Below are 22,411 nucleotides of genomic sequence, written 5' to 3'. Positions count from 1 at the left end.
AACAGGCTCAGCCTGGATCATCCCCGATGCAGGCGGCTCAAAAGGAAACTTGATGAGCTTGCCTAATACGCCCGACACCCCCGACACCCAGGACCAGAACGACGCCGCGCCGCTGTCCGCTGCCGCCATCGCTTCGCAATCCGTGATCCTGACGGGCGACCGCCCCACCGGCCCCTTGCACCTGGGCCACTACGTGGGCAGCCTGCGCGACCGCGTGCGCTACCAGAACAGCTACAAGCAATTCATCATGCTGGCCGACGCGCAGGCGCTGACGGACAATATGGACGACATCGACAAGGTGCACCGCAATGTCGTCGAAGTGGCGCTCGATTACCTGGCCGTCGGCATCGACCCGACGAAAACCACCGTGTTCATCCAGTCGCAGATTCCGGAACTGGCCGAACTGACCTTTTACTACCTGAACATCGTCACCGTGGCGCGCCTCGAGCGCAACCCCACCGTCAAGGAAGAAATCCGCCTGCGCGGCTTCGAGCGCGACATTCCGGCCGGCTTCTTGACCTACCCGGCCAGCCAGGCGGCCGACATCACGGCCTTCAAGGCGGGCGTGGTGCCCGTGGGCGAAGACCAGATTCCGATGATCGAGCAAACGAATGAAATCGTGCGCCGCTTCAACCGCATGTATAACCGCGAAGTATTGATGGAATGCAAGGCGCTGGTGCCGGACATCGGCCGCCTGCCCGGCATCGACGGCAAGGCGAAGATGAGCAAATCGCTGGGCAACACCATCAACCTGGGCGCCACCCCGGCCGAAATCACGGCCGCCGTGAAAAAAGTCTACACCGACCCGCTGCACCTGCGCGTGGAAGATCCGGGCCACCTGGAAGGCAATATCGCCTTTACGTACCTGGACGCGTTTGACCCGGAAAAAGCGGCGCTGGCCGACATGAAAGCCCATTACGTGCGCGGCGGCCTGGGCGACAGCATCGTCAAGAAGCGCCTGGACCTGGTCTTGCAGGAAATGCTGGCGCCGATCCGCGCCCGCCGCGAAGAGTTCGCCAAAGACAAGGGACAAGTCATCCAGATGCTGAAAGAAGGCACCTTCAAGGCACGCGAAGTGGCGGCCCGCACGGCTGATGAAGTCAAGTCGGCGCTGGGCTTGAACTACTTCTGATCAGCAGCAATAGCAAACTGACATAGCAAACTGATGCGCTCAGGCGGAGTCGGGTAAAATCCCGCTTCCGCCTGGGCGCAATTCGTTTGTCACCGTGGCACCAGCAATCCGTAGAGAAAACAACGCGCCATGACCGATACACCCGTCGAACAGCTGCTGCAGCAGCATTTTTCCATCGATGCATTGCAGCAGGCGCCCGCGCCCCTGCGCCAGGCGCTGGGCATGCTGGGCGGCTGGCTGGCCGCCGAGCGCGACACGGCCTATCCGCACACGCCGTATGCGGAGCTGCTGACGCAGCTGTCCGACACCAGCCTGCCCGCGCACGGCATGCCCGTGGCGGATTTCCTGCAAGAACTCGACACCACCGTGCTAGCCAATACGGCCCAGCTGAACCACCCGCAATACATCGGCCACATGACCCAGGCCCTGCCCTGGATCAGCGTGCTGGCCGAAGCGTTTACGGCCACCCTGAACCAGAACCAGGTCAAGATCGAGACGGCGTATGTGTCGACCCTGATCGAAAAGCAGATCCTGGGCTGGCTGCACCGCCAGGTGTACCAGCAGCCCGAATATGTCTACACGCAAGCCATGGCCGCCACCAGCGGCGCGCTGGGCAATGTCGTCAATGGCGGCACCATGGGCAATTTGACGGCCCTGGCCGTCGCACTGGAACAGCAGCTGCCCGGCACGCGCAAGCGGGGCCTGTTTGCCGCCATGCAAGAATCCGGCTACGCGGGACTGGCCGTGATCGGCTCGGCCCGCAGCCACTATTCCGTCAAGAAGGCGCTGGCGACCCTGGGCCTCGGTGAAAACGCCCTGCACCTGGTGGCCGTCGACCGCGACAACCGCATCGACGTCCAGGCGCTGGAAGCGACGATTGCCGACTTGAAATTGCGCAATATCAAGGTCGTCGCCATGATCGGCATCGCCGGCACGACGGAAACGGGCGCCATCGACCCGCTGGCCGCCATGGCAGCCATTGCCGCGCGGGAAAGCATCTGGTTCCATGTGGATGCGGCCTGGGGCGGCGCGCTGCTGATCGCGGAACAGTACCGCGCGCTTTACGACGGCATCGCCCTGGCCGACTCCGTCGTCATCGACGGGCATAAATTGCTGTGGGTGCCGATGGCGCAAAGCATGGTGCTGTTCAAGGACAGCGCCAGCCTGAACCTGCTCAAGCACAATGCCAACTACATCTTGCGCGACAACTCCGGCGACCTGGGCCAGACTTCGCTGGAAGGCTCGCGCCGCTTCGATGCCTTGAAACTGTGGACCTCGTTCAAGGTGCTGGGCGTGTCCGGCTACACGACCTTGCTGCAGCAGGCAGCCACCTTGTCCGGCCAGTTGCAGGATTTATTGGCCGACCAGCAGGATTTCGAACTCGTCACGCGCTCCGACACCTTCATCCTGACCTACCGCTACGTGCCCGCGCACTTGCGCCAGCGCATGGACAGCTTGCTGGCCGGCGGCCAGGTGGACGCGGCGACCGAACTGAACAAGCAGCTGAACACCTTGAACGCCAAGCTGCAAAACCGGCAAAAGGCGCAAGGCCACAGCTTTGTGTCGCGCACGGTACTCGAATCGACGCGCTACCCCGGTCCGACCAATGTGCTGCGCGTGGTCATGACGAATGTCAAGACGCGCCCCCACCACTTGCGCGCCATCCTGGCCGAACAGCGGGCCATCGGCCAGGCGCTGACGGCGGAACTGGGATTGTAAGAACGTTCCACCCATCAACCTTAACTGGATGCCCGATGCACCGCCTCAGCGCCCTCACCGATCTGTTAAAGCATCTGTTGAAATGGCTGCTGCTGGCGAGCGTCGTGGCCGTGCTGGCGGGCTCGGCCTCGGCCGCTTTCCTGTTCGCCCTGGACTGGGCCACGCGTACGCGCCTGGCGCACGCCTGGCTGATCTGGCTGCTGCCCGTGGCGGGCTTTGCCGTCGGCTGGCTGTATTTGCGCTACGGCAGCAGTGTCGAAGGCGGCGCGAATCTGCTCATCGATGAAATCCACGACCCGAAAAAAATCATCCCCTTGCGCATGGCGCCGCTGGTGCTGGGCGGCACCGTCGTCTCGCATTTGTTCGGCGCCTCCGTCGGACGCGAAGGCACGGCCGTGCAGATGGGCGGCGCGCTGGCCGACCAGCTGACCCGCATGTTTCGTTTGAACAATGAAGACCGCCGCATCATTCTGATGGCCGGCATCAGTGCCGGCTTTGCCTCCGTCTTCGGCACGCCGCTGGCGGGCGCCCTCTTCGGTCTGGAAGTGCTGGCCATCGGCCGCCTGCGCTACGAAGCCATGCTGCCCTGCCTGGCTGCCGCCGTCATCGCCGACCAGGTGGTCCTGCTGTGGGGTCCGCTTTTGCACATTGCTCACACGCATTACGCCGTGCCTTTGATCCCCGCCATTTCCGCCTGGACCTTGTCCGCGATGGTCATCGCGGGCGTGCTGTTCGGCGTGACAGGCAAAGTGTTTGCGCAAGCCACGCACGGCTTGAGTGCCTTGATGAAACGCAAGATTACCTACGCTCCGCTGCGCCCGCTGATAGGCGGCCTCGTCGTCGCGCTCGCCGTGTGGCTGCTGGGTACGGATCGCTACATCGGCCTGGGCATTCCCACCATCGTCGATGCGCTCAAGGAACCGCTGCCCGCCTGGGATTTCCTCGGCAAGATGGCGTTTACCATCGTCTCGCTGGGCACGGGTTTCAAGGGCGGCGAAGTGACGCCATTGTTCTTCATCGGCGCGACCCTGGGCAATGCGCTGGGGCCGCTGCTGCACCAGCCCGTCACCCTGCTGGCCGCCATCGGCTTCGTCGCCGTGTTTGCGGGCGCCGCCAACACGCCCATCGCCTCGACCCTGATGGCGATGGAACTGTTCGGCGCGGAGATCGGCGTGTATGCGGCCATCGCCTGCGTCGTGGCCTACCTGTTTTCCGGCCACGCGGGCATTTACCGGGCGCAGCGGGGCGGCCACGCCAAGCGCACGCGCCGCGAGGATCTCGACCCATGACGCAGAACATCTACGACAACGACGCCTTCTTCACGGCCTACAGCCAGTTGCCGCGCTCCGTCGGCGGACTCGACAGCGCCCCCGAATGGCCGGCCTTGCGCGCCATGCTGCCCGCGCTGCAAGGAAAAAACGTGCTGGACCTGGGTTGCGGCTATGGCTGGTTCTGCCGCTGGGCGGCCGAGGCCGGCGCGGCGCGGGTGCTGGGCGTGGACGTGTCGGAAAAGATGCTGGCGCAGGCAGCCGGCATGGGAGACCATGCGGCCGTCAGCTATGCCAGGCTTGATCTGGAACAACTGGCCTTGCCGCCGGCCAGCTACGACCTGGTCTATAGTTCGCTGGCCTTCCACTACGTCGAAGGCTACGCCACCCTGCTGGCCGCCATCCGCCAGGGTTTACAAACGGGCGGCAAGCTGGTGTTTTCCATCGAGCATCCGATCTTCATGGCGCCGCGCCAGCCCGGCTGGCTGACGGATGCGCAAGGCCGCAAGCGCTGGCCCGTCGACAGTTACCAGCAGCAAGGCCCGCGCGTCTCCGACTGGCTGGCGCCGGGCGTGATCAAACAGCACCGCACGCTGGGCACGACCATCAATGCGCTGCTGCAAGCGGGTTTCCAACTGGAACACGTGGAAGAATGGGGTCCCAGCGATGAGCAGGTCGCCCTGCAGCCGGCCCTGGCGGAAGAGCGCGAGCGGCCCATGCTGCTCCTCATCGGCTGCGGCCTGGCGTAGTCTCCCCTCAGCTGGCCACGTTGCGCGTAAACCGCAAGGTGGATGTGCCAGCGTTGACATAGCTATACGCTTGCGCGCTGCTGAACACGAAGAAATCGCCCGTGACCAGCGTTCTCGTCCCGGCCGCCAGCTCCAGCTGCAGCTCGCCTTCCAGCACATACAGCATTTCGCTGAAGCCGGCCGGATCAGGCTCGGCATCGTAGCGCTCGCCCGGCGCCAGTATCCACGACCATAGCTCCACCTGGCGGCTGGCGGGCGCCGCCCCCAGCAGCACGGCCTGGCTGGCTTGCGATGCGCTTTGCCACATCAGCACGCGCAAGCTGTCATGCGGCTGCCGCGGCGGCTGGACCAGGTCGACGAAGGCAACGTTCAAGGCGGCGGCCACGTGGTCGAGGTTGGCCAGGCTGATGTTGGTGCCGCCCGCCTCGACGCCGTTGACCATGCGCCGGCTCAGGCCCGACTGGCGGGCCAGCTCGTCCTGGCTAAGGCCAGCGGCCACGCGCAAGCGCCGCAGATTTTTGGCCAGGTGTTCCAGCACGCCACCGGCCTCGACTTGACTGCGCAATATATTGCTCCTATCATGATGGGAAATATTTTGCTCATAGCATAGCTCCCCATGAAAACACACGCAAGTCCCCCGCCCGCCCTCGGCATGCCCGAACTGGCCCTGATCGCCATCACCTTCATCTGGGGCGGCACTTTTCTCGTGGTGCAACATGCCATGACGGTCAGCGGGCCGCTGGCCTTTGTCGCCGCCCGCTTTGCCGTGGCCGCCAGCATCGGCGCCCTCATTTGCCGGGGCCAGCTGCGCCAGCTGACGAAAGCGGAGTTGCTGACGGGCATGGCCATTGGCGTGAGCATCTTTGGCGGCTATGCGCTGCAAACCTATGGCTTGATGTATATCACGAGCAGCAAGTCCGCTTTCATCACGGCCTTCTATGTGCCCATCGTGCCGCTGGTGCAATGGCTGGTCTTCAAGCAGCGGCCCCACCCTGCCGTATGGGCGGCCGTCGTGCTGGCGTTCATCGGCTTGCTGCTGCTGACCGGCACGGATGGCTTGAGCATGGGTTTTGGCAAGGGCGAGCTGATCACGGCCGTGGGCGCCATCGCGATCGCCCTGGAAATCATCCTCATCAGCCGCGTCTCGCCGCAGCTGAACATCCTGCGCGTGACCATCGTGCAACTGGCCACCGCATCCCTGATCGCCCTGCTGCTGATGCCCGTCATGGGCGAAGCCCCGCCAACCCTCGGCAAGACGTTCATTCTCAGCGTGCTGGCACTGGGCTGCGCCAGCGCATTGATCCAGTATGTGATGAACTGGGCGCAGAAACGCATTTCCGCCACCAAGGCCACCTTGATCTATGCGGGCGAACCCGTGTGGGCCGGCGTGATCGGGCGCATCGCCGGCGAGCGCCTGCCGGCCCTGGCCATCGTGGGCGCGGTATTGATTATCGCGGCCGGCATCCTCAGCGAATGGCGGCCGAAGCGGGGCCGCGGCGCGGCCAAGGTCGTGCAGCCATAAGCTTCAGTCTCCGCCCCGCCGCAGCGCCGCATCGCCATGCAAGGCCAGCGGCACGGCCCTGGCCCAGCGGTTCGAGGACAGGGAAAACGTCAGCGCCCGCACCTGGTGGTACCAGCCGGCAGGCACGTACAGCATGTCGCCCGGCTCGACGAGGCATTCGATCATGGCAGCCTGGCGCGCGAGGGGAAAACGCTCGAAATCGGGCGCTTCCGGGTCGAAGGGCGAGCCGAACAGGATGGCGTTCGCCTCGCTCGGATACAGGAAAGCGTCGTGGTGCGGCGGCGATAACATGATGCGCTTGCGGCCCCACACTTGCGCGAAGATATTGTCGTCGTAATCGCAATGCAGGGGCGTGACCGTGCCGGCCGGCCCCACCCAGAAGCGCGGCGGACCCATCTTGTCGAAATACGTGGGCCAGTGGCACAAACGGTTCAGTTCGCGCAATTCCAGGTTGCCCAGGTAAGGCGGCAACGCGTGCCTGCCCTCTGCCACCAGGTCCAGGTATTGCCCCATCGACATATCCTGCATGGCGCGGTCGGCCGCAAAGGCCGTGTTGATGTAATCGCCCACCCGCGCCCGCACGGGCACGTGGCTGAACTGTTCGCGCAAGACGTCGGGACCCAGGGCCGACAGGGGCCAGCGCTGCACCAGCCCGCGCATCAGGAAAGGCAGGCCCAGCGCGGCCCGCGCGCGGAAGGCGGCGGCGTCCAGCATCGCCAGGCGCGGCACCTCGGTGATGCTGGGCAAGTCGCGCGCCGCCTGCTTGATGGCCTCGCGCATGGCGTCGATCGAGGTGACGCCGCGCACCTGTGCATCCTTGGCTTCGCGCGCTTGCTTATGCGCAAGGGCTGTTGCGGCAGAACGGAATTCTGCTGGCGGCCTGGGCGGCAGTGCGCGCGTCGAGATGGGGGCTGCCGCAAGCGGGAGCGGCTCTTTTTTTTCTGCAGACATAAATCTTCTTTGCGATCAGGGGCCGCGCGGCATGGCGCGGCAGTGCGCTATTTTAAGCCAGCAAGGTCCGTTTCAGTACATCGGCCTGCTCGCCCGCCTGGCGCGCCTTGGCGGCATATTCGCTGGCCGTGCCCGGATGCAGCCAGGCCTGGGCCTTGGCGGCCAGGTTCAGGTACAGCCGTTCTTTTTCCTGCAGTGCCCTGACGGCGGCCCAGATGGCGTCTTCCGCCTTGTCATGCTGCAACTCGCCGAGCATTTGCGCCGTGAAACTGTGGCCCGTATGGCAGCGAAAACGCTGCGGCTGCTGGCCGTGCAGCTCCCACAGCGTGCCCTGGCATTCGGGACAGGTGAAAGTCGATGGCGTGGCAATTTTTTCCAGTTGGTCCATATTTCCCACTCCCCGGGCAAAACGGTTTTCCACGGCAATCCATGGGGGCGCGGGCGGCAAGGGCTGCGCGGCGCGGGCCGGTGTGCCGCTGGCCAGCGCCAGCAGGGCCGGGCCGATCTCGGCGGCCGGCAAGCGCCAGTCCACCCCCGCATGCTCGATCGCGCTTTGCGGCATCGACGGCGCCACCGCGTCCTGCGGCTCCTGCACCAGCGCCTTGCCGCCGCAAGCCTTGATGGCTTGCAAGCCTGCCGTGCCATCGTCGAGATAGCCGCTGAGGATCACGCCCACCACCTTCGGCCCGAAAGCGGCGGCGGCACTGCGGAACAGCGGGTCGATGGCGGGACGCGTATGGTTTTCCTTGGGGCCCCGGCTCAGCCCGACCGTCGCCTGGCCAGCCAGGTTGGCAACGAGCATATGCCGGTCCGGCGGCGCCAGCAGGATGCGCCCCGCGCGCACGGGTTCGCGCTCTTCGGCAAAGCGCACGGGCAAGGCGGAGGTTTTAGCGAGAATCTCGGGCAAGACGCTGCTGCGCCGCCCCACATGCGCGACCACCAGCACGGGCGCCGGCATATTGGCAGGCAAGGCGGAAAAGATGGCGGACAGGGCTTCCACGCCGCCCACCGAGGCGCCCATGACGATCAGCGTTTCCATGCCGGCCCCTTTCGCGCTCAGGTCCAGCAGTTATTCTGCGGCGCCTTGCATCGCGATTCCGTGCGCCGCCTAACACAGGGCCGCATGACGCCATGTCACCCTGGGACGCATCGGGGCCAGGCGTCGTCAGACGGGCGTCTTGAAAATCGGATCGACGATGAATTGCTGGGCCTTGATGCGCAAGGTGCGCTCTTCATCGAGCTCGGCGCGCGTTTCGCCCAGCTCTTCGCGTTCCGCTTCCAGTTCCAGGCGCGCGGCCGCCAGTTCCGTTTCCACGCGCGTCAGGCTTTCCAGCTTCAGCTGGGCCTGGATCAGTTCGGCGCGTGCCGCTTCGGCAGCCTCTTCCAGGCGCGGGATGCCTTCGAGCTTGAATTGCGCCTTGGCCAGGTCCATGCGCGCCTGCTCGGCCGCCTCTTCCAGGCGCGGCAAGCCTTCCAGGCGCAGCTGCGCCTTGGCCAGGTCCGTGCGGGCCTGGTTCGCCACTTGCCGCTCCCGTTCCAGCTCCTCGCGCAAGGTTTCCAGCTCGCCGGCCTGCAAGTCGAGCAACTCTTGCTGGCGCTCGTTCTCGCTGGCCAGGTCCATCAATTCCTGTTGATTGTCGTTCATCTCGGCTTCATGCGCGCTGTGGCTGGCGCTTAATTCCTGTCCTACATAATCGAGGATGGCTTGCTGCAGCACGGGCGACAGTTCGGCGGCGGCAGCGATCTGGCGCTGCGCACCCGCCTTGCGGCGCTGCAAGAGCTTGCTGATGGTGCCCAGGCAGGCGCCGTTGCCCAGCCGTTCGCGCAAGGCGCGCACCGTGATGGCCTGGCCTTCGCCCGCCATCGCTTCCATTGCCGCATTGATCTGTTCCGCGCTTACTTTTGCCATGTCGTTTACTCTTGAATATTGCTCAGGGCAATCTTGCCCAGGGGCATTATCTTATGCCAGCGGCGGCAAAGCGTAAAGTATTTCTCAATAGAAATTGCAATTGCACAACGGAAGCGTGTGCAAACATGCGGCTTCGGCTGATTTATTCTTCCAGCAAGCCATTTTCCGTCAGCATATCCTGCACCAGTTCCAGGCGCAGCACGGGATTGTCCTGGCTCAGTAAAAGCTGCTTCTGCATGGCGTTCAGCGACAGCAGCTCGCACCAGCGGTTCGCCACCCAGCCGCATTCGTCGAGCCGGTATGGCGGCTGCAGGGGCATTTGCTCAGGCGGGATCTTTTGCTCCTGCAAGGTGCGGATCAGGGCGCCGAGCGCGTCGGCCACGTTCTGCTGCTCTTGCGGGATGGGGATGGTCTTGTCGGGCGCCAGAGTTTCGATCCGCGCCACCCACAAGCCGTACTTCAGCTGCTCGCTGGACACGATGTGAAAGCGCTGCATGCCCATGCATTTGATTTGCAGCAAACCCGACAGGGGCGCAGCCCAGTCGACGATGCGCGCCAGGGTGCCCACGGGCGCCAGGGTTTCCTGCTGGCCCGGCTTGCGCACTTCCGCGCCGTCCAGCAGCTGCACCACGCCGAACGGCTGCTCGCCCATGATGCACTGACGTATCATGTCCAGGTAGCGTACCTCGAAGATCTGCAGGGGCAGATAGCCATCGGGATACAGCACCGTATTGAGCGGGAACAAAGGTATCGAGGTCATAGGCGCATGATGGCACGAATGGCATATCCGTGCTGCGCGCCTTGCCCTGCCCGGCCAACTTCCCCGCTTACTTGTAGAAGCGGCGTTTTTTCGCCCGCTCCGCCGCCTTCGGCGCCAGCACCTTCACGGCCTTTTTCTGTATCGTGCCGCCGGCGGACGTGCCCGGCACGCGGTGCTCGGCCTCGAAACCGGCTTCCTCGTTGCGCTTGAGGGTTTGCCGGGTCAGCGCTTCCACGGCCGACAGCAATTCCACCTCGTCGGCGCAAACGAGCGAGACCGCTTCACCCGAGGCGCCCGCGCGGCCCGTGCGGCCGATGCGGTGAATATAATCTTCCGCCACGGTGGGCAAGTCGAAATTGACGACGACGGGCAATTGATCGATATCGAGGCCACGGGCAGCCACGTCGGTGGCTACCAGCACCTGCACCTCGGCAGATTTGAAGCGGGCCAGCGCGCGCAGGCGGTTCGGCTGCGTCTTGTCGCCGTGAATCGAATCGGCGCGCACGCCCTGCTCCAGCAAGGTGTTCACCAGCAGCTCGACACCCTTGCGCGTCTTGACGAAGACCAATACCTGGCCCCAGCGCTTTTTCTTCAGCAAGTGCAAAAACAGTTCCGGCTTGCGTTTCTTGTCGCACACGATCACCGACTGTTTCACGGCCTTGACCGTGCTGTTGCGCGCGCTGACCTCCACCGAGACGGGATCCTTCAGCATGGTTTTCGCCATGGCGCGGATGGCGTCCGAGAAGGTGGCCGAGAACAGCAGGGTCTGGCGCTGCTTGGGCATGGTCATCAGCAATATATCGAGTTCGCGCTCGAAGCCCAGGTCCAGCATGCGGTCCGCTTCGTCCAGCACCAGGGTTTGCACCTGCTCGAACTTGACGGCGCCCTGCGTCTGCAAGTCGAGCAAACGGCCCGGCGTGGCCACCAGCACGTCGAGGCCCTTGCGCAGCTTGCTGATCTGCGGCTCGATGGGCACGCCGCCATACGCGACAAAGCTGCGCAGCGGCAAGTTGCCGCCATAGCTGCGGAAGCTCGCATACACTTGCTCGGCCAGTTCGCGCGTGGGCACCAGCACCAGCACGCGCACGCACTGGGGCGCCACCACGCCTTCCAGGGTCAGGCGCTGCAGCAGCGGCACGGCAAAGCCGGCCGTCTTGCCCGTGCCCGTCTGGGCGGCGGCCATCAGGTCGCGCCCGGCCAGCACGGCAGGAATCGCTTGCGCCTGCACGGGCGTGGGCTTGGCATAGCCGAGCTCGTCAAGTTTGCGGACCAGGGGATCGATCAGGCCGAGGGAGGAAAACGTCATGGGAAAAGCAATCTTGGCAAAGGAAAAGGTGGCGCGCACGGACGGGCCGTGCGCGCAATTGCCGAGATTATAGGCCAGCGGGGATGCTGGCCGGGGTTTCACGACTAAAACATCGCCATCAGAACTTCATTTCCATGGTCGCGCGCGCCTGCGGCGAACTCGGCGAAATGTTGTTGCGCACGATCGTGCCGCTGGCATCCGCATACGTGGTGGTACTTTCAAAATCCTGCGCCAGCAGGTTCGACACGGCCAGGCGCAACTGGTTCTTCGCATCGAATTTCCACAGCGCATAAATGTCGAGATCGCGCCGCGGCGACGTGTAGGCGCTCTGGCGCTCCGTGATGCGCACGGGGCCACCATTGCGAAAATTGAAACTGCCGCCCGTGGTAAGCATGCCATCGGGCGTCTTGTAGTCGAGGCCAAAGTTGCCGCTGACGGGGGTTTGCTGGTCGAGCCGGTTGTCCGGTCCCGGCACGTGCTCCACCTGCGACCAGTTGCGGCTGACGCTGGCGCGCAGGTCGATGGCCGGCACGGGCGCGGCCAGCACGGCGCGCAGCGGGAACTTCGCTTCCAGTTCCAGTGTCTGCGTATTCGCGCGACCGTCGTTGACGGGCGTCGATACCCAGCGCTCATTGATATATAACAAACCCTGGCGCGTGTAGCCATCGATGCGGCGGGCCGAGGCGCGCGCGCTGAGCAAGGCACCTTCGGCCCAGTAATGTTCGTAGGAAGCGTCGATGCCCAGCGCCAGCTCCGGCTTCAGGTTCGGATTGCCTTCGCGGTCAGGCTCGGTCTGGCTATTGTTCGTCGACATCATACGGCGTGGAATCAGGCTGGAAGTGGCCGGCGCCTTGTAGGTGCGCGTCAAGGCCAGGCGCACCTGGTCGCCCTTGGTATCAGGCAATTTCCACAAGGTTTGCAGCAGCGGGCTCCAGACGCTGCTGCGCTGCTGCACCTCGTCATAGGTATTGCCGATACTGCGCGTATCGATGCCTTCCCAGCGCACGCCCGCATACATTGACCAGCGCGGCGTGATCTCCCACTCGTCCTGCGCATACAGCGCCAGGCGCTTGATGTCGGCATTGAAGTCTTCATCGACGTTGAATGGAGGGCGCCCGCCCGGCAAGGCCAGCTCGCGCTGCCAGCGCTCTTCATCCCGCTTGCCGTAGCTGCCATCCCAGCCCATCGACAAGGCATGGCCCGGGATGAGCGGCGAAGAATACTTGCCGGTGGACGACACGCTCTTTTCCGACGCATCCACGCGCGCGCTACGGTCCAGCGCCAGTCCCACGCCATCGATATGGCCGAGCGGATGGTTATCGGACGAATTATTGCTCAGGCCTACGCGCAGTCCCAGCTCCAGCCTGGCGCCGCCATCGAGCTTGCGCACCCAGGTCAGATCCGTACGGCCAAAGACATAATGGTTGCCGCCGTCGCTGTCATTCGTATCGTAGTCCGGCCGCAAGCCCATGAGCGTGTCGGTACGGCTGTGCGTACGGCTTTCGTTGCGTCCCACATTCAGGAAAAATTGCGCCGTCAGATTGTCGCCGCCGGCAAAAGCCCAGTTCAGGCGCGGCGACATATTGATGCCTTCCGAACGGCCGTCGCCCGTGCCTTTGCTGCTGCGCAGCAGATTTTGCTGGCCTTCCGGCGCATAGCCCAGGTCCCGTGCCGGGTTTGCATAGTGATAGTCGTAGCGATAAAAGGAGGCCGCCAGCGAATAGGAAAAAATGCCATCCTTGTCCGACAATTGCAGGTTTCCATTGCTGGAAAACGCATCGCGCCCGCCCCCCACGCCCAGCTTGACGTCGCGCTGCGCCGTCTTGACGGCCTTTTTCAGCACCACGTTGATGGTGCCGGCGATCGACTGCGTGCTGTATTCGGCGCTGGCCGCATGCAAGATCTCGATGCGCTCGATCACGTCGGGCGACAGGGTGTCGAGCGAAAAACCGGCCGGCGCCCGCTCGCCGTTGAGCAATATCTGCGTGTAGCCGCTGCCCAGGCCCCGCATGCGGATTTCGCCGCCCGAGCGCCCCGCCGCGCCGGACACGGTAATGCCGGGCAAACGCTTGAGCACGTCGGTGACATTCGTGTCGCCATATTTGAGGATTTCCTCGCTGCCCACGATCATCTTGCTGGCCGTATCGTCGCGGCGCGGATCGTAGCCGCTGCCCTTCACTTCGACGGTCTGCATGGCGGGAGCGGCGGATTTTTCGGCCTTCTCGGCCTTCAGCGGCGCGGCGGCGGCATCCGCGGCTGGCGTTTCGGATTGCTGGGCCTGGGCATTCCAGGCAAGTAACACGGAGGAACAAAGGATGGTAAGGCGAAGGCAACGGCGTGGCATCATGACCTGGCTAAAAAAGTTGGCTGAATAAAAATGGCTAAAAGCTAAAAAACAGGCCGCTGTATTGTGCTGTAATTTTTTCCGCGTGGCACAGTTTCCTGAAAATATTTCCTATGGCAAATTAAATTCGGTAGCCGGCTGCGCTACGCCCCCTTGCATACGGTACATATCATTGCGCGCCACATCGCCGCTATAATGCGTTTTCATCATTGTTCCCATCACCCCGTCAAAGGCTTCCCATCGTGTCTGACCGTCTTGCCGTTTTGCCTCAATATCTGCTGCCCAAGGGAGCGTTGACCAATTTTGCCGGCCGGATCGCCGGCGCCAAGGGCGGCGCCATGACGACGCGCCTGATCCGCTGGTTCGTCGGCCGCTACAACGTCAACATGGATGAGGCGCTGGACCCGGACATCACGCACTACGCGAGCTTCAACGACTTTTTCACGCGCGCGCTGCGCCCGGACGCGCGTCCGCTGGCGCAAGCGGACTACGTCTGCCCCGTCGACGGCCGCATCAGCCAGTTCGGCACGATCGACAAGGACCAGATCTTCCAGGCCAAGGGCCACCATTTCAGCACGACGGCCCTGGTCGGCGGCGATGCGGCCCTGGCGGCCCAGTTCGAACACGGCAGCTTTGCCAATCTGTACCTGAGCCCGCGCGACTACCACCGCATCCACATGCCCTGCGATGGCCGCTTGACGCGCATGATTTATGTTCCCGGTGAACTGTTTTCCGTCAACCCGACGACGGCGCGCGGCATTCCCGGCCTGTTCGCCCGCAACGAGCGCGTCGTCTGCGTGTTCGACACGGCCAACGGCCCCTTCGTCATGACCCTGGTCGGCGCCACCATCGTCGGCAGCATGGCCACCGTCTGGCACGGCGTCGTCAACCCGCCCCGCACGGGTGAAATTCGCGACTGGAGCTATGCGAACGACAATGTCGTGCTGAAACAAGGCGACGAGCTGGGCCGCTTCCTGCTCGGTTCCACCGTCGTCATGCTGTTCCCGAAAAACACGGTCGATTTCAATGCCAGCTGGCAACCGGCCGGCCCCGTGCAGCTGGGCGAAGTCATGGGCAAGCTGCCAAAGTAAGGCAACAAGACGCGCGCCTAGACGGGCGCGTCGGTTCGGTACATTTCCTCCATCAAGTCCAGAAACGCGCGCGTCTTGGCCGGCATCAAGCGCCGGCCGGGAAACACGGCCCAGCCCGTGACGAGCGGAAAGCTCCATTCCGGCAAGACCCGCACCAGTTCCCCCGTCGCCACATACGCCTTGGCAAAGCGGTCCGTGCTGGCCGCGATGCCCACGCCCGTACACGCCATGCGCACCAGCAATTCCGGCGAGTTCGCCAGCAGGCGCACGGGCAAGTCCCGCTCCCACGTCGTCTTGCCGCGGATCAAAGTCCAGTGCACGAGGCCATGCACGGCGCGTGGCAAGCTCAATAAATCGTGGCCATACAGATCGTCGGGATGCTCGGGCAAGCCGTGCACGCTCGTGTATTGCGGCGAGGCATACAGCGCCAGGGTGCTGAAGGCCACGCGGCGTGCGGCCAGGCTGGCATCGTCGGGCAAGTTGCCCATGCGGATGGCCAGGTCGAAGTTCTCTTCCAGCAAATCCACGCGGCGCGCCGACAAGTCCAGTTCCAGCGAAATGGCCGGATAGCGGCGCACGAACTCGGCCAGCACCTGGCGCATCAGCGTGTCGCCAAAATCGGCCGGCATGGAAATGCGCAGCAAGCCGCTAGGGCCTGCCTGGCGGTGCTGGGCCAGCGCGCCGGCCGCCTCCGTTTCTTCCACCACCTTGCGCGCATGCTCGAGCAGGCTGGCGCCAAACTCCGTCAGCGCCAGCTTGCGCGTGGTGCGCAGCAGAAGCCGTTCGCCCAATTTCGCTTCCAGCAGCGAGATGCGGCGCGACAGGGTCGACTTGGGCAAGTCCACGCGCACGGCGGCGCGCGAGAAACTGCCGCATTCGACGACGCGGGCGAACAGCAGCAAATCTCCGGGATCGATATCCATCACTGACCTTTACGTTCGATTGTTCCATGAATGGATTAATGTTATCCATTTTAACGGCTTCCGCATCAATTTTGGAATTGCTATAGTTCATCCATCGCAAGACACCTCACAACGGAGAAACAAGATGAACATCCTGCAAATCAATTCCAGCGCCCGCAGCACCGGTTCCGCCTCGACCCGCCTGGCTGACGCCATCGTTACCCGCGTACAAGCGGCCAACCCCGGCGCCGCCCTGGTGCGCCGCGACCTGGCTGCCGCACCGCACCCCGTGCTCGACGAGCCGACCCTGCAAGCGCTGTTCACGCCAGCGGACAAGCGTACGCCGGAGCAAGCGGCCCGCATCGCCTTGGACGACGCGCTGATTGCGCAAGTGCAAGCGGCTGACGTGATCGTCATCGGCGCGCCCATGTACAACTTCGGCATCACCGTGCAACTGAAAAGCTGGTTCGACGCGATTGCCCGCGCCAACGTCACCTTCAAGTACACGGAAAACGGCCCCGTGGGCTTGCTGACCGGCAAGAAAGTCTACGTGGGCCTGTCCCGCGGCGGCTTGCACCGCGACAGCGCCAACGATAGCCAGGTGCCTTACCTGAACACCATGTTCGGCTTCCTGGGCCTGACCGACGTGCAATACGTGTATTCGGAAGGCATGGGCATGGGCCCGGAAGCCGTGGCCAAGGCGCAAGCCCAGGCGGACGCCGAGATCAACGCCATCCTGGTGTAATCCCCAGCAGTGAAAGGGGCGGCGCACTGGCGCCGTCCTGGCCTAGAGGAGAGAACAATGAGCGATACCACCACCGTCAACAAGCCACGCGCCGTCGAGCGCGTGATCGCCGGCCAGGCCGTCATGGATGGCGCCGGCGTGAAGATCAACCGCGTGCTGACGCAGCAGCTGCAGCGCCGCCTCGACCCGTTCTTGATGCTCGACAACTTTGCCAGCGACAAGCCGAACGACTATATCGCCGGCTTCCCCGAGCATCCGCACCGCGGCTTCGAGACCGTCTCGTACATGATCACGGGACGCATGCGCCACAAGGACAGCGCGGGCCACGAAGGCTTGCTGACCTCGGGCGGCGTGCAATGGATGACGGCCGGCAGCGGCGTGATCCACTCGGAAATGCCGGAACAGGAAGAAGGCGTGATGGAAGGTTTTCAGCTGTGGCTGAACCTGCCCGCGCGCGACAAGATGCGCACGCCGTGGTACCGCGACTTCGACAACAGCGAAATCCCCCGCTACACGACGGCCGCGGGCGTGACCGTGCAAGTGATCGCAGGCGAGAGCCATGGCGTGACGGGCGCCGTGCAGCGCGAGCTGACGGAACCGCTGTACCTCGACATCGACTTGCCGGCCGGCGCCAGCTTCGAGCAGCCCTTGCCGCCAGGCCATAATGCCTTCCTGTACACCTTCCGTGGCGAAGTGCAGGTCGATGGCAAGGCCGTGCCCGCCCTGCGCATGGCGATTTTCGCCAACACGCCAGGGTCCGACGGCGTGCGCATCGAGGCGCCCGAAGGCGGCCGCGTGATCCTCGTCGCCGGCCAGCCCTTGAACGAACCGATCGCGCAATATGGCCCGTTTGTCATGAATACCCAGGCAGAAGTGTTCCAGGCCGTACAGGATTTCCGTGAAGGCAAGTTTGGCGAGACGGCGGCGCAATAAAGTTGCCTGTTCCATCAAAAACCTGCAGTCCTCCGGGCTTGCAGGTTTTTTTTCGTGCCGACTATATTGTTGCTTTTCAATTACACTGGCGGCAACATCATTCCACAAAGCATTCCATGCAGCCGACGCACACCGAACACGACGCCACCCATTTGCACGCCCACCTGAAGGGCGATGCCAAGCACACCCACTCGTTCGAGGGCCGCAGCCAGAGTATCCTCGCGTGGGCGCTGGGGCTGACCCTGTCATTTGCCGGCATCGAGGTGGCGGCCGGCTTCCTGTCCAATTCGCTGGCCCTGATTTCCGACGCGGGCCACATGGTCACGGACGCGGCCGCGCTGGGCCTGGCCCTGCTGGCGCAACTGATCGCGCGCCGCCCTCCTTCGCCGCGCCACTCGTTCGGCTTTGGCCGCGCCGAGGCGCTGGCCGCCTTCGTCAATGGCCTGGCCATGCTGTGCGTGGTGGGCTGGATCTGCTACGAAGCGGCGCTGCGTTTTTCCTCCCCGCAACCCGTGAAGGGCGGCATGGTCTTCATCGTCGCCTTCATCGGCCTGGCGATCAATATCGTCGTGGCGTGGGTATTGTCGAAAGACAAGCAAAGCGTGAACACGCGCGCCGCCCTCGTGCACGTGATGGGCGATTTGCTGGGCTCGGTCGCCGCCATCGTCGCCGGCGCCGTGATTTACTTCACGGGCTGGATGCAGATCGACCCGCTGCTGTCCGTGCTGGTGTCGCTGCTGATCTTAAAGTCGACATTCGGCGTGCTGCGCGAGTCCTACCATTTCCTGATGGAAGGCGTGCCCATGCATATCGACTACATCCAGGTGGGTGCGGACGTGGAACAAGTGGACGGCGTGATTGCCGTGCACGACTTGCACGTGTGGGACATGTCGCCGGGCCAGCCGGCCCTGATCGGCCACGTGGAAATCGAGCACCTCGACCATTGGCCGAAGGTATTGCGCGCGATCAAGAAAATGTTACTCAGCAAGCACGGTATCGACCACATTACCCTGCAGCCGGAGACGGCCACGATGGCGGGGCTGCATGCGAGCGACAAGACGCATTAACACCAGGTTCAACAAGCGTCACAACGCCTGACAAAACCGTAGCGAGCGGAAGGTAGAGGTGGTCGAGAAGCGCAACCGTACTCTAGTACGGTGAGCATCGCAGGCCGCCTATACCGACGCGCAGTAGGTTTGGTCAGGCGTTAGCTACGACGTGCCTCAAGCACGCCACTGACGTCCTTGATCACATTCAGCGCTTTTAATAACTGCGCCGTCGAACTGATCTCGGCCGTAAACGTCATGCGGGCCTGGCCCTTGGCGCTTTGGGTGTTGACGCCGATCACGTTGATCTTTTCGCGCGAAAAGATTTCGGAGATGTCGCGCAGCAAGCCCTGGCGGTCGCCGGCCAGGATGAAAATGTCGACCGGATACACGGTGTCGTGCCCGCCCGTGCTGCCCCATTCCGTGAAGATCACGCGCTCGGGCGATTTGGCGCGCATTTCCTCGAAGTTCTTGCACGTGGCGCGGTGAATCGAGACGCCCTTGCCGCGCGTCACGAAACCGACGATGCTGTCCGGCGGCGCCGGCTTGCAGCACTTGGCCAGCACCGTCATCAAGCCCTCGGTCCCCACCACCAGCACGCCGGACTTGGCGCCCTGCTCCACGCTGGACGCGCGGCTCTTGCCGACCAGCACGGCGTCTTCCGGCACCACCACTTCGCCATTGTCGTGCAGCGCCTGCTCCACGTGACGCAGGCTGAATTCATCCTTGCCCACCGACAGGAACAGTTCGTCGACTTTCGCAAAGCCCAGCTTTTGCGCCAACGCTTCGAGGTTGACGGCCGTCTTGCCTTCGCGCTGCAAGGATTTTTCCACCAGCGCACGGCCGTGGGCCAGGGTTTCCTGCATGTCGATGGCATGGAACCAGGCGCGGATCTTCGAGCGCGTGCGCGTGCTGACGGCGTATCCGGCGCTGAGCCAGTCGCGCGACGGCCCCGCCGTGCCCGGCGCGCCCTTGGCCGTGATGATTTCGCAGGTCTGGCCATTCTTCAATTGCGTATTTAACGGCACCATGATGCCGTCGACCTTGGCGCCACGGCAGCGGTGGCCCACGTCCGTATGCAAGTGATACGCGAAATCGACGGGCGTGGCGCCCACGGGCAATTCCAGCACCCGCGCCTGCGGCGTCATGACGAAGATGCGGTCGTCCAGGGTGGCGGATTTCAGCTTTTCCACCCATTCGCGCTGGATTTCTTCCTGGCCCACGACGGCGTCGGCCACTTCCGTTTTCCACGCCAGCAACTGGCGCAGCCAGGCAATCTTTTCGTCGTATTTCTGGCCGGCAAAGTTCGAACCGCCCTCCTCCTTGTAGCGCCAGTGCGCGGCCACGCCGTACTCGGCAAAGCTATGCATTTCATTCGTGCGGATTTGCACTTCCAGCGGCCGGCCATCCTCGGCCGTCACCACCGTGTGCAGCGATTGATAACCGTTGGGTTTCGGCCGTGAAATGTAATCGTCGAATTCTTTCGGGATGGGGGTCCAGATATTGTGGACCACGCCCAGCACCGTGTAGCAGGTTTTCACGTCGGCAACGATGACGCGGAAGGCGCGCACGTCGTACAGGGCCGTAAAGTCCAGCTCCTTGCCGCGCATCTTATTCCAGATGCTGTAAATGTGTTTCGGGCGGCCAAACACTTCCGCCTGGATACCGGCCGAGGCCAGCTCCGTCTGCAGGCGCAAGATCGCCGAGGAAACAAAACCCTCGCGCATCATGCGCTTTTCTTCCAGCATCTTGGCGATGCGCTTATACGCTTCCGGCTCGATGAAGCGGAACGACAAATCTTCCAGTTCCCACTTCAGCTGCCAGATACCGAGGCGGTTGGCCAGCGGCGCGTACAGGTCCAGCGTTTCCTTGCCATACTCGCGCGTCATTTCATTGAACAGTTTTAGTTCAGCAAAGTAACGCAAGGTGGTCACGCACGAAGCCAGGCGCACCAGCACGACGCGCATGTCGGACGCCATCGCCAGCAACATCTTGCGCAGGGTTTCCACCTGGGCCACGGCTTGCTGCGCCGCATTCTTGCCACGCCCACCAGCGCTGCCATGCTGCGCCTGGGTCAGCGCGCGCAAGCGGATCAGCTGGCGCACGCCTGTTGCCAGGTCGCACACCTGCTTGCCGAAGCGCGGCTCGATATCGGCTGCCGTGTCGGGTTCCAGCAGGGTCAGCTCGAACATCAGGCCGGCGATGCGCGTTTCCGCATCGCTGCGCAGGAAAGCGAGCGTGGTGGCCACACCGAGGGCGAACTCCAGCGCGGAGCGGCCGGCAAAGGTCAGCTTGTCGCCATACGCTTCGGTGGCATACGCGAGCGCGTCCAGCACGCGCGCGCTGTCCGGCGCACTCAAGCCCTCTACCAGTTGTTCCGAGGTGACGCTATTCGGGGCCGAGATGGAAACCATGTAATACCTTTAAACTTAATAACTCAACAACTGAATAACTTAACGCTCTGCAGCGATGATGACGATTTCCACCAGGCAAGCCGGATTGGCCAGCTTCGCTTCCACCGTGGCGCGCGGCGGCGTGTGGCCGGAAGCCACCCAGTCATCCCACACTTCATTCATGCCGGGAAAATCTTTCATGTCGGCGATGTAGATCTGGCACGACAGGATGCAAGTCTTGTCGCTGCCCGCTTCCATCAGCAGACGGTCGACGTGGCCGAGCACTTCGCGCGTCTGGCCGACGATGCCTTGCGTGGTGTCTTCCGCGATCTGGCCAGCCAGGTAGATGGTGTTGTTGTGTATGGCTACTTCGGAGAGGCGTTTGCCTACGTGCAGTCGTGTAATTTCCATGCTTCTTCTTTCGGTTGTTTCAAAATCTGTACAGCGGTATTACTTGCCCAGCAAAAATTTGCGGGCGATGGCGATCTGGTCGTCGTGCACGAACGTGGGCGCATGGCCGACGCCGGCGATTTCCACCAGTTCCGCCTTCGGGCCGCGGCCCAGCATGCGCGTGGCCGTCTCGTGCGACAGCAGATCGGATTCCGAGCCGCGCACCAGCAAGGTGGGGCAGCGCACGGCATCATACGCGGCCCACAGCATGGCTTCGTCGCTGGCCGCCGATTCCGGCGTGGCCGAGCGGAACGGCATGGCCAGTCCCATATCATAGTGGCGGCGCCAGTGGCCATCCTTATCCTGGCGCAACACATCCACCGCCAGTTTATGCCATTCCGCGTCCGTGTGCGGACCGAAGCTGGCGGAAACGTCGCGCACGAACCTGGCGCCTTGCTCGAATGTCTCGAAACGCAGGTCCTGGCCGATGTAGTCGCCGATGCGCTGCAAGGCTTCCGGCGCCAGTGTCGGGCCGATATCGTTCAAGACCAGCTTGCTGATCGGGCTGTCCGGCAACGATGCCAGGCCCAAGCCGATCAAGCCGCCCATCGAGGTGCCGAACCAGTCCACCGTCTGGCGCTCGCCATTGGCCAGCACGCGCGCCAGCAGGGTCACCATGTCGCTCACATATTGCGGCACGCGGTAAAACTGCGGGTTGGCCAGCCAGCCCGAGCGCCCGCGTCCCACCACGTCGGGGCAGATCACGCGGTAATCGCTGGCCATGGCGCGCGCCAGGTTGTCGAAGTCGTCCGCCACGCGCGTCACGCCATGGGCGCAGACGAGCACGTTCGGATTGTCCGCCGCGCCCCACTCTTTATACGACATGGTGTGCAAGCCTGCGGGGGAAATGCACTGGACGGTTTTGATGCTGGCTTCGATCATGCGATTCCTTATAACACCGGAGAAAACCTACTGCGCGTCGGTGGTTGCGGCCTGCGATGCTCACCGTACCAAAGTACGGTTGCGCTTCTCGGCCACAACTCCCTTCCGCTCGCTACGGTTTTGTCCGGCGTCGTTATTTGGTAGTAAAAAACAAAGAAACCGGCGATTTGCCGGTTGCCTCGCGCGCGACGCTACGGCAGTGTAGCGCAGCGCGGGCAATGCTCCAAGCGCGCGCCTGAAATGCTGCGGCGCAGCACAGCACTGGCACCTTCGCCATGGCGCAATACCCGATATAGCGAAAATGCATAT

20 protein-coding genes are annotated in these 22,411 nt (G+C 63.5%); 9 read left to right on the top strand and 11 right to left on the bottom strand.

Annotation, left to right across the window (positions count from 1 at the left end; genetic code table 11):
- Window positions 1–52: 52 nt before the first annotated feature.
- The 4 genes from trpS (at window position 53) to VPH40_RS00515 (ending at window position 4,868) form a co-directional block, all read left to right on the top strand.
- Window positions 53–1,132: a tryptophan--tRNA ligase gene (gene trpS, locus VPH40_RS00530; RefSeq protein ID WP_251349144.1), complete on the top strand. Its 1,080-nt coding sequence runs from the start codon at window positions 53–55 to the stop codon at window positions 1,130–1,132.
- A 129-nt stretch (window positions 1,133–1,261) separates the two neighbouring features.
- Entirely contained in the window at window positions 1,262–2,851 is a 1,590-nt protein-coding gene (locus VPH40_RS00525) for a pyridoxal-dependent decarboxylase (protein WP_328572311.1), read from the top strand.
- 35 nt (window positions 2,852–2,886) lie between these two features.
- Window positions 2,887–4,140, top strand: coding sequence for a voltage-gated chloride channel family protein (locus VPH40_RS00520; protein ID WP_328572310.1), 1,254 nt, complete (start codon window positions 2,887–2,889; stop codon window positions 4,138–4,140).
- Window positions 4,137–4,868 carry a class I SAM-dependent methyltransferase gene (locus VPH40_RS00515; RefSeq protein ID WP_328572309.1) on the top strand — a complete coding sequence of 244 codons (732 nt, stop codon included), beginning with the start codon at window positions 4,137–4,139 and terminating at the stop codon, window positions 4,866–4,868. Before VPH40_RS00520 ends, VPH40_RS00515 begins: the two co-directional genes overlap by 4 nt.
- A 7-nt stretch (window positions 4,869–4,875) precedes the next feature.
- Here the strand turns inward: VPH40_RS00515 and VPH40_RS00510 are convergent, their stop codons facing one another.
- Complete coding sequence (locus VPH40_RS00510; RefSeq protein WP_328572308.1) at window positions 4,876–5,433, bottom strand: helix-turn-helix domain-containing protein; 558 nt, start codon at window positions 5,431–5,433, stop codon at window positions 4,876–4,878.
- A gap of 51 nt (window positions 5,434–5,484) precedes the next feature.
- On the opposite strand from VPH40_RS00510, the gene VPH40_RS00505 reads away from it, so the two are divergent.
- Window positions 5,485–6,390: a DMT family transporter gene (locus VPH40_RS00505; protein WP_328572307.1), complete on the top strand. Its 906-nt coding sequence runs from the start codon at window positions 5,485–5,487 to the stop codon at window positions 6,388–6,390.
- Between the two features lie 3 nt (window positions 6,391–6,393).
- Here VPH40_RS00505 and VPH40_RS00500 read toward each other — a convergent pair whose 3' ends face one another.
- From VPH40_RS00500 to VPH40_RS00475, 6 genes are all read right to left on the bottom strand, one after another.
- The gene (locus VPH40_RS00500; RefSeq protein WP_328572306.1) at window positions 6,394–7,341 is read right to left on the bottom strand and encodes a cupin-like domain-containing protein; all 948 of its coding nucleotides are present in this window, start codon (window positions 7,339–7,341) and stop codon (window positions 6,394–6,396) included.
- A 52-nt stretch (window positions 7,342–7,393) separates the two neighbouring features.
- A complete protein-coding gene (locus tag VPH40_RS00495) occupies window positions 7,394–8,380 on the bottom strand; it encodes a chemotaxis protein CheB (protein WP_305055165.1) in 987 nt (328 codons plus the stop codon).
- Between the two features lie 126 nt (window positions 8,381–8,506).
- On the bottom strand, window positions 8,507–9,250 hold the full coding sequence (locus VPH40_RS00490; RefSeq protein WP_046684938.1) for a DNA-binding protein: 744 nt from the start codon (window positions 9,248–9,250) through the stop codon (window positions 8,507–8,509).
- Between the two features lie 142 nt (window positions 9,251–9,392).
- Window positions 9,393–10,010 (bottom strand): LON peptidase substrate-binding domain-containing protein, encoded by a 618-nt coding sequence (locus tag VPH40_RS00485; protein WP_328572305.1) that lies wholly within the window; start codon window positions 10,008–10,010, stop codon window positions 9,393–9,395.
- A 67-nt stretch (window positions 10,011–10,077) separates the two neighbouring features.
- Window positions 10,078–11,316 carry a DEAD/DEAH box helicase gene (locus tag VPH40_RS00480; protein WP_099668119.1) on the bottom strand — a complete coding sequence of 413 codons (1,239 nt, stop codon included), beginning with the start codon at window positions 11,314–11,316 and terminating at the stop codon, window positions 10,078–10,080.
- Between the two features lie 118 nt (window positions 11,317–11,434).
- Complete coding sequence (locus VPH40_RS00475; RefSeq protein ID WP_328572304.1) at window positions 11,435–13,618, bottom strand: TonB-dependent receptor plug domain-containing protein; 2,184 nt, start codon at window positions 13,616–13,618, stop codon at window positions 11,435–11,437.
- Window positions 13,619–13,902: 284 nt separating this feature from the next.
- Between VPH40_RS00475 and asd the strand changes: the two genes are divergently transcribed.
- Window positions 13,903–14,751 carry an archaetidylserine decarboxylase gene (asd, locus tag VPH40_RS00470; protein ID WP_251349155.1) on the top strand — a complete coding sequence of 283 codons (849 nt, stop codon included), beginning with the start codon at window positions 13,903–13,905 and terminating at the stop codon, window positions 14,749–14,751.
- 17 nt (window positions 14,752–14,768) lie between these two features.
- Here the strand turns inward: asd and VPH40_RS00465 are convergent, their stop codons facing one another.
- Window positions 14,769–15,674, bottom strand: coding sequence for a LysR family transcriptional regulator (locus tag VPH40_RS00465; protein WP_077403254.1), 906 nt, complete (start codon window positions 15,672–15,674; stop codon window positions 14,769–14,771).
- Between the two features lie 124 nt (window positions 15,675–15,798).
- Here VPH40_RS00465 and VPH40_RS00460 point away from each other — a divergent pair, with 124 nt between their 5' ends.
- The 3 genes from VPH40_RS00460 to VPH40_RS00450 all read left to right on the top strand — a co-directional run bounded on the left by VPH40_RS00460 (window position 15,799) and on the right by VPH40_RS00450 (window position 18,398).
- Window positions 15,799–16,398, top strand: coding sequence for an FMN-dependent NADH-azoreductase (locus VPH40_RS00460; RefSeq protein ID WP_099664366.1), 600 nt, complete (start codon window positions 15,799–15,801; stop codon window positions 16,396–16,398).
- Window positions 16,399–16,455: 57 nt separating this feature from the next.
- A complete protein-coding gene (locus VPH40_RS00455; RefSeq protein WP_328572303.1) occupies window positions 16,456–17,331 on the top strand; it encodes a pirin family protein in 876 nt (291 codons plus the stop codon).
- Between the two features lie 116 nt (window positions 17,332–17,447).
- A complete protein-coding gene (locus tag VPH40_RS00450) occupies window positions 17,448–18,398 on the top strand; it encodes a cation diffusion facilitator family transporter (RefSeq protein ID WP_176375388.1) in 951 nt (316 codons plus the stop codon).
- A 140-nt stretch (window positions 18,399–18,538) separates the two neighbouring features.
- Here VPH40_RS00450 and VPH40_RS00445 read toward each other — a convergent pair whose 3' ends face one another.
- The 3 genes from VPH40_RS00445 to VPH40_RS00435 are packed head-to-tail and all read right to left on the bottom strand — an operon-like array spanning window position 18,539 to window position 22,102.
- Window positions 18,539–20,791, bottom strand: a complete 2,253-nt coding sequence (locus VPH40_RS00445) for a RelA/SpoT family protein (RefSeq protein WP_099664369.1) — start codon at window positions 20,789–20,791, stop codon at window positions 18,539–18,541.
- 39 nt (window positions 20,792–20,830) lie between these two features.
- Entirely contained in the window at window positions 20,831–21,181 is a 351-nt protein-coding gene (locus tag VPH40_RS00440; RefSeq protein ID WP_034784210.1) for a RidA family protein, read from the bottom strand.
- Between the two features lie 39 nt (window positions 21,182–21,220).
- Entirely contained in the window at window positions 21,221–22,102 is an 882-nt protein-coding gene (locus VPH40_RS00435; RefSeq protein ID WP_289898362.1) for an alpha/beta fold hydrolase, read from the bottom strand.
- Window positions 22,103–22,411 lie beyond the last annotated feature (309 nt).

Source organism: Janthinobacterium sp. P210005 (assembly GCF_036231865.1).
In the GTDB taxonomy this organism is placed as follows: Bacteria; Pseudomonadota; Gammaproteobacteria; order Burkholderiales; family Burkholderiaceae_D; genus Janthinobacterium; species Janthinobacterium kumbetense.
This window is presented reverse-complemented; position numbering and strand designations above follow the sequence as displayed.

Coding starts and splice junctions, on each gene's coding strand:
- trpS (WP_251349144.1), top strand. CDS start 53: ATGAGCTTGCCTAATACGCCCGACACCCCCGACACCCAGGACCAGAAC.
- VPH40_RS00525 (WP_328572311.1), top strand. CDS start 1,262: ATGACCGATACACCCGTCGAACAGCTGCTGCAGCAGCATTTTTCCATC.
- VPH40_RS00520 (WP_328572310.1), top strand. CDS start 2,887: ATGCACCGCCTCAGCGCCCTCACCGATCTGTTAAAGCATCTGTTGAAA.
- VPH40_RS00515 (WP_328572309.1), top strand. CDS start 4,137: ATGACGCAGAACATCTACGACAACGACGCCTTCTTCACGGCCTACAGC.
- VPH40_RS00505 (WP_328572307.1), top strand. CDS start 5,485: ATGAAAACACACGCAAGTCCCCCGCCCGCCCTCGGCATGCCCGAACTG.
- VPH40_RS00500 (WP_328572306.1), bottom strand. CDS start 7,341: ATGTCTGCAGAAAAAAAAGAGCCGCTCCCGCTTGCGGCAGCCCCCATC.
- VPH40_RS00495 (WP_305055165.1), bottom strand. CDS start 8,380: ATGGAAACGCTGATCGTCATGGGCGCCTCGGTGGGCGGCGTGGAAGCC.
- VPH40_RS00490 (WP_046684938.1), bottom strand. CDS start 9,250: ATGGCAAAAGTAAGCGCGGAACAGATCAATGCGGCAATGGAAGCGATG.
- VPH40_RS00485 (WP_328572305.1), bottom strand. CDS start 10,010: ATGACCTCGATACCTTTGTTCCCGCTCAATACGGTGCTGTATCCCGAT.
- VPH40_RS00480 (WP_099668119.1), bottom strand. CDS start 11,316: ATGACGTTTTCCTCCCTCGGCCTGATCGATCCCCTGGTCCGCAAACTT.
- VPH40_RS00465 (WP_077403254.1), bottom strand. CDS start 15,674: ATGGATATCGATCCCGGAGATTTGCTGCTGTTCGCCCGCGTCGTCGAA.
- VPH40_RS00460 (WP_099664366.1), top strand. CDS start 15,799: ATGAACATCCTGCAAATCAATTCCAGCGCCCGCAGCACCGGTTCCGCC.
- VPH40_RS00455 (WP_328572303.1), top strand. CDS start 16,456: ATGAGCGATACCACCACCGTCAACAAGCCACGCGCCGTCGAGCGCGTG.
- VPH40_RS00450 (WP_176375388.1), top strand. CDS start 17,448: ATGCAGCCGACGCACACCGAACACGACGCCACCCATTTGCACGCCCAC.
- VPH40_RS00445 (WP_099664369.1), bottom strand. CDS start 20,791: ATGGTTTCCATCTCGGCCCCGAATAGCGTCACCTCGGAACAACTGGTA.
- VPH40_RS00440 (WP_034784210.1), bottom strand. CDS start 21,181: ATGGAAATTACACGACTGCACGTAGGCAAACGCCTCTCCGAAGTAGCC.
- VPH40_RS00435 (WP_289898362.1), bottom strand. CDS start 22,102: ATGATCGAAGCCAGCATCAAAACCGTCCAGTGCATTTCCCCCGCAGGC.